Origin of the sequence: Humidesulfovibrio sp., assembly GCF_035560995.1 — a bacterium.
GTDB lineage: Bacteria > Desulfobacterota > Desulfovibrionia > Desulfovibrionales > Desulfovibrionaceae > Humidesulfovibrio.
Genome location: NZ_DATMYK010000310.1, coordinates 1 through 7,364, shown reverse-complemented (window position 1 = coordinate 7,364; position 7,364 = coordinate 1). Strand labels below are relative to the sequence as shown.

The following is a 7,364-nucleotide window of genomic DNA, read 5'->3' as shown; positions in this document are numbered from 1 at the left end:
CGAGGCCGAGCTTTCCGGAAACGCCCTGGTGGAGCTGGTTTCCGGCCAGTACGAGGCCCTGGACGGGGCCGACGCCCTGGCCGTGGTGACGGACTGGAACCAGTTCCGCAACCCGGACTTCGCGGGCATGGCGCGCACGCTTTCCGGCCGCGTGATCTTCGACGGCCGCAATCTCTATCAGCCGGAGCTTCTGGCCCGATTCGGCCTCAAACACTACGGCATCGGGCGGTAGGCGCGGCAAAGCGGGCGGCCCGCCCACGGCACCTGCGGCGAAAACGGCCCTAACGGCACAACCGGGAGGACCATGCGTACAGTCAAACGAGCGCCGATCGAGCGCATTTTGAGCCCCTTCAACCGCTTCTTCAAGACGAGCGCGGCCGGCGGCCTGCTGCTGCTGGCCTGCACAGCCGCAGCCATGGTCTGGGCCAATTCGCCCTATGGCGACTCCTACGCCCGGCTGCGCGAAGTCCACCTGAGCCTGGGGGCCGGGGGCGCGGTCCTCGAACTGTCCCTGCTGCACTGGATCAACGACGGGCTCATGGCCGTGTTCTTCTTCGTGGTCGGGCTCGAGATCAAGCGCGAGATTCTGGCGGGCGAGCTTTCCAGCGCGCGCAAGGCGCTTTTGCCCATCGTGGCCGCCGTGGGCGGCATGGTTGTGCCCGCGGCCGTGTACCTGGCCTTTGTGTGGGGCAGCGGCAACGAACGCGGCTGGGGCATCCCCATGGCCACGGACATCGCCTTCACCCTCGGCGTGCTGTCGCTTCTCGGCAGCCGCATTCCGGCCAGCCTCAAGGTCTTCCTCACCGCCCTGGCCATCGCCGACGACATCGGCGCGGTGCTGGTCATCGCCGTGTTCTACGGGGGCCAGCTGAATCTGCCCGCCCTCGGGCTCGGCCTGGCCATACTGGCGGGCATGGCGGGGGCCAACGCCCTGGGCGTGCGCCGGGCCATTGTCTATTTTCTGATGGGTGCGGCGGCCTGGCTGTGCTTCTATCATTCCGGCGTGCACGCCACCGTGGCCGGGGTGCTGGCGGCCATGACCATTCCGGCCCGGCCGCGCATGGGCGTTGCGGAGATGCTGGCCAAGAGCCACGCTCTGCTGGATCAGTTGGGCAGCGAGCGCACGGACAGGGGCATGCTGGCCAACGACCGCCTGCACAAGATCGTGCTGACCCTGCGTGGCGCCTGCCGCGATGCCGAGACGCCGCTTCAACGCCTGGACGCCCTGCTGCACCCCTGGGTGGCCTTCATCATCATGCCTGTGTTCGCCCTGGCCAACGGCGGGGTGGCCCTTTCCGGTGACGTTCTGGCCTCGCTCACCAGCCCGCTTTCCCTGGGCGTGGGCCTGGGGCTGGCCCTGGGCAAGCCCGTGGGCGTGTGTCTGGCCGTCCTGGCCATGACCGGCCTTGGTCTGAGCCCCAAGCTCTCTGGCGTGACCCAGCGCCATATGTTGGGCGCGGGGTGTCTGGCGGGCATCGGCTTCACCATGTCCATCTTCGTCAGCGGTCTGGCTTTCCCAGGAGCGGAGCAGACGGATCTGGCCAAGCTCGGCATCCTGTGCGGCTCGCTGCTGTCCGCCCTGGTCGGCTACGCGGTGCTGCGCGGCATGCCCGAGGCCGCACAGCCCGAAGCCTAGACGCCTTCCTTCTCAGAACTGCTCAAGGTGCACGCGCTCCGGCCGGAAGCGGTCCTCGCTCTTTCTCTCCTCCGCCGGGCGTCCCACGGGGATGAAGGAATGGGGGATGACGCCAGCCGGCACGTCGAAGAGCCTGGCAAAGGCCTCCACCCGGTCCTGCATGGGGTAGATGCCCGTCCACACCGCGCCCAGGCCGAGATCGTGGGCGGCCAGGAGCAGGTTCTGCACCGCCGCCGCGCAGTCGATGACCCAGTAGCCGGGATACTTTTCCACCCGCGTGTCGCCGCAGACCAGGATGCCCAGGGCGGCCTTGGGCGCCATGGCCGCGTAGGGATGGATGCGCGCGATGTCGTGCAGGCGGGTCTTGTCCCGCACGAGCACGAACTGCCAGGGCTGCTGGTTGCCCGCGCTGGGCGCGGACATGGCGGCGCAGAGCAGCGTCTGCACCTGCGCTTCGGGCACGGGCTCACCGGTGTATCTGCGGATGCTGCGGCGGGTCATGATGGCGTCCAAAGTCTCCATGCCGACCTCCCTTGGCGTTGGGCGTTGGGAATCCTTACTCTTGCGTATACGACAGCTCCGATCGGAAAGCAAAGCATCCCGCTGTTGACCTTGGGCCCAATGGCGGGTAGTGGCTTCTGGTCCGGCACCGCGCCGCGATTTTATTCCTCCAGGAGCAGCAGCACATGCGCAAACCGACCATCGGACTCAGCCTCGAAGGCCTGCCATCCATCGGCCTCTCGGCCTTCACCACTCTGGTTTTCGCGGCCATGGGCTGGTGGCTTCTGGCCCTCATCCTGCTCATCGTCACCGGCTTCGTGGTGCATTTCTTCCGCGACCCCGAACGCGTGGCGCCGGAGGACCTTGATGCCGTGATCTCCCCGGCGGACGGCCGCGTGGTCAAGGTGGACTTCGCCCCGGACCCCGTCACCGGGCAGATCCGTCAGGTGGTCTGCGTGTTCATGAGCGTGGTGGACGTGCACGTGAACCGCGCGCCCGTTGAGGGCAGCGTCGAACTCATCCGCTACATCCCGGGCAAGTTCTTCAACGCCAGCCTGGACAAGGCCAGCACCGACAACGAGCGCAACATCGTTGTCATGGGCCGCGGAGCCGACCGCTTCACCATCGTGCAGATCGCCGGCCTCATCGCGCGGCGCATCGTGTGCTGGGCCGAGCCCGGCGACATCCTGCGCCGGGGCGAGCGCTTCGGCCTCATCAAGTTCGGGTCCAGAGTTGACCTCTATCTGCCCGAAGACTATGCTGTTAAGGTCTACGTGGGCGAAACCGTCCGCGCGGGTGAGACGGCCCTCGCCGTCCGCAAATAGGCCCGCCGGAAGAGCCTGGGAGAAATGATGGCCAAGGAAAAGGCTTTGCCCCGTCACAAGGGCGTGTACATACTGCCGAACCTCTTCACCACGGCGAGCCTGTTCCTGGGCTTTCTGGGCATGATCTGGTCCATTGAGGGCAAGTTCGAGTACACGGCGCTGTGCATCCTTGGCTCCTGCCTGTTCGACGGCCTGGACGGCAAGGTCGCCCGGCTGACCAACACCACCAGCGAATTCGGCGTGCAGTTCGACTCCCTGGCCGACCTTGTGGCCTTTGGCGCCACGCCGGGGCTCATGATGTACCAGTGGCAGCTCTCGGAGTTCGGCACCCTCGGTCTCATGGCCTCGTTCCTGCTCGTGGCCTGCGGCGCGCTGCGCCTGGCCCGCTTCAACGTGCAGGCCGCCGTCACCAGCAAGAAGTTCTTCATCGGCCTGCCCATTCCGGCCCAGGCCAGCACCCTGGCCAGCCTGGTGCTTTTCGCCCCGCATCTGCCGGAGGCCTGGCTCACCGGCGTGCTGCCCACGGCCAGCCTGGTGCTGGTGTATGTTTTGTCCTTCCTCATGGTCAGCACCATGCGCTACGCCTCGTTCAAGGAATACGGCTTCATCAAGGCGCATCCCTTCAGCTCCATGGTCACGGTGATCCTGCTCTTCGTCATGGTGGCCTCGCGCCCCAAGATGCTGGGCTTCGTGTTCTTCCTGGCCTACCTCGTCAGCGGCCCCATCTACACGCTGTTCATTCTTTCGCCGCGCGGCTCCAAACTGGTTGCGAAGGACCAGAAGGATCAGAAGGACCAGCAGCACGAGCGGACCTGATTTTGGCTGCGCGAGGCGCTGGACAAAGTCCGCCCGCGCATGGCATAAGCTTCTTGCACGATGTTCGGCCTCAAGGCCGAACCGCGCAGCAGAGAAACAAATGATGCAGACCAACGCCACATACAAGTCTTCCGCCGACGCCGTGAACAGCGTCGCCTTCAGTCGCGCCGCCATTCTGCGCACCGCCCTGATCCTACGCAAGTCCCAGCGGGACCCCTCGTAGACCGGGCTTTCTTTCCGTCTTTTTTCTGAAAGCATAAGTCTCCGGTCCAGGGTGTCACCCACTGGGACGTATCACGCGCGGGCATTTGCCCGCGTTTCGTTTTTGCGTGTTTTGTCAAACTTGCGCCCGGTCCGCGAAGCGGATAGGCTCACACCACCAAGCGAGGAGGATTTATGTCTGATCGCGTGTACATTTTCGACACCACCCTCCGCGACGGGGAGCAGTCCCCCGGCGCCACCATGAACCTGGAGGAGAAGCTCAGCCTGGCGCGCCAGCTGGAGGCTTTGGGCGTCGACATCATTGAGGCGGGCTTTCCCGCCGCCAGCCAGGGCGATTTCGAGGCCGTGCAGGCCATCGCCGCGTCCGTGAAGGATGTGCAAGTGGCCGCCCTGTGCCGGGCGCTGACCAAGGACATCGACCGCGGCTGGGAGGCCATCAAGGGCGCCAAGCATCCGCGCATCCACACCTTCCTGGCCACCAGCGAAATCCACATGGCCCACAAGCTGCGCAAATCGCGCGAGGAGGTGCTGGCCATGGCCGAGGCTGCGGTGAAACACGCCGTGAGCCTGTGCCCCAACGTTGAATTCAGCGCCGAGGACGCCTCGCGCTCGGACTGGGAGTTCCTGGCCACGGTCTGCGAGACCGTCATCCGCGCCGGGGCCAAGACCGTGAACATTCCGGACACGGTGGGCTACGCCCAGCCCTTCGAGTTCGGCGAGCTCATCAGCTACCTCTTGAAGAACGTGCCCAACGCAGGCGAGGCCGTATTCAGCGTGCACTGCCACAACGACCTGGGCTTGGCCGTGGCCAACAGCCTCTCGGCCATCCGCGCCGGAGCCCGGCAGGCCGAGGTGACGCTGCTCGGCATCGGCGAGCGCGCGGGCAACGCCTCCCTTGAGGAACTGGTCATGGCCCTGCACACCCGGCACGAGCTGTACAAGATCGACTGCGGCGTGAAGACCGAGCAGCTCTATCCCAGCTGCCGCAGGCTCTCGCAGATCATCGGCCAGCCCATCCCGCCGTACAAGGCCATCGTGGGCCCCAACGCCTTCGCGCACGAGTCCGGCATCCACCAGGACGGCGTGCTGAAGAATCCACTGACCTACGAGATAATGACGCCCGAATCCGTGGGCCGCAAGGGCACGGACATGGTCATCGGCAAGCACTCCGGCAGCCACGCCATCAAGGCCAAGCTCATCGAATTGGGCTACCAGCTGAACGAGCAGCAGCTCGGCGTGGTCTTTTCCGCGGTGAAGGAACTGGCCGACAAGAAGGAGCGCGTCTTTGACGAGGACGTGGAGGCGCTGGTCCTGGAGATGGTCTACCGCCGCCGCGACAAGTACCGCCTGAAGGACATGAGCGTGTTCTCCGGCACGGGCGGAGTGCCGCCCCACGCGGCCATGGTCATGGAGATTCTGGATGGCGAGGAAGTCGCCGACTTCAAGCGCGCCACGTCCTTTGGCGAGGGCCCGGTGGACGCGCTCTTCCGCTGCATCGGCAAGATAGTGGGCTACGACGCCTGCCTGGACCGCTTCCAGATCAACGCCGTCACCGGCGGCACCGACGCGCAGGCCACCGTTACCGTGCGCATCGGACACAACGGCAAGATGTCAGTGGGCCGCGGCACCAACGAGGACATCCTCGTGGCCAGCGCCATGGCCTTCATCAATGCGCTCAACCGTTTGGAGAAAATGAGAGAGGAGAACGAGGAATGTCCCACACTTTAGCCGAGAAAATCCTGCAGGCGCACACGGACGAGCAGATCAACGGCGCCGGGCAGATCGTCAACTGCCGCGTGTCCATGGTCCTGGCCAACGACATCACCGCGCCGCTGGCCATCAAGAGCTTCAAGGCCATGGGCGCGACCAAGGTGTTCGACAAGGACAAGGTGTCGCTCGTGTGCGACCACTTCACGCCCAACAAGGACATCGACTCCGCCGAGCAGGTGAAGGTGGTGCGCGAGTTCGCCCAGGAAATGGGCGTGACCCACTACTACGAGGGCGGCAACGTGGGCGTGGAGCACGCGCTCCTGCCGGAGCTGGGCATCGTCGGCCCCGGCGACATCGTGGTTGGCGCGGACTCCCACACCTGCACCTACGGCGGCCTGGGTGCCTTCGCCACGGGCATGGGATCGACGGACATCGCCGGCGCCATGGCCCTGGGCGAGACCTGGTTCAAGGTGCCGCCCACCATCCGCGTGGACATCGACGGCGTCCTTGATCCTTTCGTGGGCGGCAAGGACCTGATCCTGCACGTCATCGGCAAAATCGGCGTTTCCGGCGCGCTCTACCGCGCCCTGGAGTTCGGCGGCCCGGTCATCGACGCTCTCTCCATCGAAGGCCGCATGACCATGGCCAACATGGCCATCGAGGCGGGCGGCAAGGTGGGCCTGTTCCCGGCCGACGCCAAGACCCTCGCCTATTGCGCCGCCGCCGGACGCAAGGGCGACCAGACCCTGGCCGCCGATCCCGGCGCGGTCTACGAGCGCGAGCTGAAGATCTCCGTCAGCGGCATGCAGCCCCAGGTGGCCTGCCCGCACCTGCCGGACAACGTGCGCGGCGTGGACGAGCTGAAGGGCCTCAAGGTGGACCAGGCGGTCATCGGCTCCTGCACCAACGGCCGCATCGAGGATCTGCGCGAGGCCGCGGCCATCCTGAAGGGCCGCAAGGCGCACAAGAACGTGCGGCTCATCATTCTGCCCGCCACGCCCAAGATCTGGCGGCAGGCCATGGACGAAGGCCTGTTCAGCATCTTCATGGACGCCGGGGCCGTGGTGGGCCCCCCCACCTGCGGGCCCTGCCTGGGCGGCCACATGGGCATTCTGGCCGGTGGCGAGCGCTGCATCGCCACCACCAACCGCAACTTCAAGGGCCGCATGGGCAGCCTGCAGAGCGAGGTTTACCTGGGGAGCCCGGCCGTGGCCGCGGCCAGCGCCATCGCCGGCGAGATCATGAACCCCGCGAAGCTGTAAGCCGCGAACCATAAGGAGACGAAACACATGCTCGTCACTGGCAATGCGCACAAGGTCGGGGCGCACATCGACACCGACGCCATCATTCCCGCCCGCTTCCTGGTGACCACGGACACCGAGGTGCTGGGATCGAACTGCATGGAAGGCCTGGAACCCGGCTGGGTCAAACGGGTCAAGAAGAACGACATCATGGTGGCCGAGGAGAACTTCGGCTGCGGGTCCTCCCGCGAGCACGCGCCCATCGCCATCCTGGGCGCGGGCATTCCCGTGGTCGTGGCCAAGAGCTTCGCCCGCATCTTCTACCGCAACGGCTTCAACATGGGCCTGGTGCTGCTGGAAGTGGGAGACGACATCGCCAAACTGCGCGACGGCGACCAGCTTGAGGTGGACACC

The 7,364-nt window shown here is 65.9% G+C and carries 9 protein-coding genes; 8 read left to right on the top strand and 1 reads right to left on the bottom strand.

Annotated elements, in window-relative coordinates; translation table 11 throughout:
* Both VN419_RS12395 and nhaA read left to right on the top strand, forming a co-directional pair.
* Positions 1-232: UDP-glucose/GDP-mannose dehydrogenase family protein (locus VN419_RS12395; RefSeq protein ID WP_325647262.1), on the top strand; the 232-nt coding region annotated here is incomplete at its 5' end.
* Between the two features lie 72 nt (positions 233-304).
* Entirely contained in the window at positions 305-1,636 is a 1,332-nt protein-coding gene (gene nhaA / locus VN419_RS12390) for a Na+/H+ antiporter NhaA (protein ID WP_325647535.1), read from the top strand.
* Between the two features lie 12 nt (positions 1,637-1,648).
* Here the strand turns inward: nhaA and VN419_RS12385 are convergent, their stop codons facing one another.
* Positions 1,649-2,158, bottom strand: a complete 510-nt coding sequence (locus VN419_RS12385; RefSeq protein WP_325647534.1) for a nitroreductase family protein — start codon at positions 2,156-2,158, stop codon at positions 1,649-1,651.
* A gap of 164 nt (positions 2,159-2,322) precedes the next feature.
* Between VN419_RS12385 and VN419_RS12380 the strand changes: the two genes are divergently transcribed.
* From VN419_RS12380 to leuD, 6 genes are all read left to right on the top strand, one after another.
* On the top strand, positions 2,323-2,961 hold the full coding sequence (locus VN419_RS12380) for a phosphatidylserine decarboxylase family protein (protein ID WP_325647533.1): 639 nt from the start codon (positions 2,323-2,325) through the stop codon (positions 2,959-2,961).
* A gap of 27 nt (positions 2,962-2,988) precedes the next feature.
* Positions 2,989-3,777 (top strand): CDP-diacylglycerol--serine O-phosphatidyltransferase, encoded by a 789-nt coding sequence (gene pssA, locus VN419_RS12375; RefSeq protein ID WP_325647532.1) that lies wholly within the window; start codon positions 2,989-2,991, stop codon positions 3,775-3,777.
* Between the two features lie 100 nt (positions 3,778-3,877).
* Complete coding sequence (locus tag VN419_RS12370; protein WP_325647531.1) at positions 3,878-4,000, top strand: hypothetical protein; 123 nt, start codon at positions 3,878-3,880, stop codon at positions 3,998-4,000.
* Between the two features lie 173 nt (positions 4,001-4,173).
* Positions 4,174-5,727: a 2-isopropylmalate synthase gene (locus VN419_RS12365; RefSeq protein WP_325647530.1), complete on the top strand. Its 1,554-nt coding sequence runs from the start codon at positions 4,174-4,176 to the stop codon at positions 5,725-5,727.
* A complete protein-coding gene (gene leuC / locus VN419_RS12360) occupies positions 5,712-6,971 on the top strand; it encodes a 3-isopropylmalate dehydratase large subunit (RefSeq protein ID WP_325647529.1) in 1,260 nt (419 codons plus the stop codon). Before VN419_RS12365 ends, leuC begins: the two co-directional genes overlap by 16 nt.
* A gap of 27 nt (positions 6,972-6,998) precedes the next feature.
* A partial coding sequence (gene leuD, locus VN419_RS12355) for a 3-isopropylmalate dehydratase small subunit (protein ID WP_325647528.1) occupies positions 6,999-7,364 on the top strand: 366 nt, incomplete at its 3' end.

Excerpts from the sequence above, each read along its gene's own strand:
- nhaA (WP_325647535.1), top strand. The coding sequence starts at position 305 with ATGCGTACAGTCAAACGAGCGCCGATCGAGCGCATTTTGAGCCCCTTC.
- VN419_RS12385 (WP_325647534.1), bottom strand. The coding sequence starts at position 2,158 with ATGGAGACTTTGGACGCCATCATGACCCGCCGCAGCATCCGCAGATAC.
- VN419_RS12380 (WP_325647533.1), top strand. The coding sequence starts at position 2,323 with ATGCGCAAACCGACCATCGGACTCAGCCTCGAAGGCCTGCCATCCATC.
- pssA (WP_325647532.1), top strand. The coding sequence starts at position 2,989 with ATGGCCAAGGAAAAGGCTTTGCCCCGTCACAAGGGCGTGTACATACTG.
- VN419_RS12370 (WP_325647531.1), top strand. The coding sequence starts at position 3,878 with ATGATGCAGACCAACGCCACATACAAGTCTTCCGCCGACGCCGTGAAC.
- VN419_RS12365 (WP_325647530.1), top strand. The coding sequence starts at position 4,174 with ATGTCTGATCGCGTGTACATTTTCGACACCACCCTCCGCGACGGGGAG.
- leuC (WP_325647529.1), top strand. The coding sequence starts at position 5,712 with ATGTCCCACACTTTAGCCGAGAAAATCCTGCAGGCGCACACGGACGAG.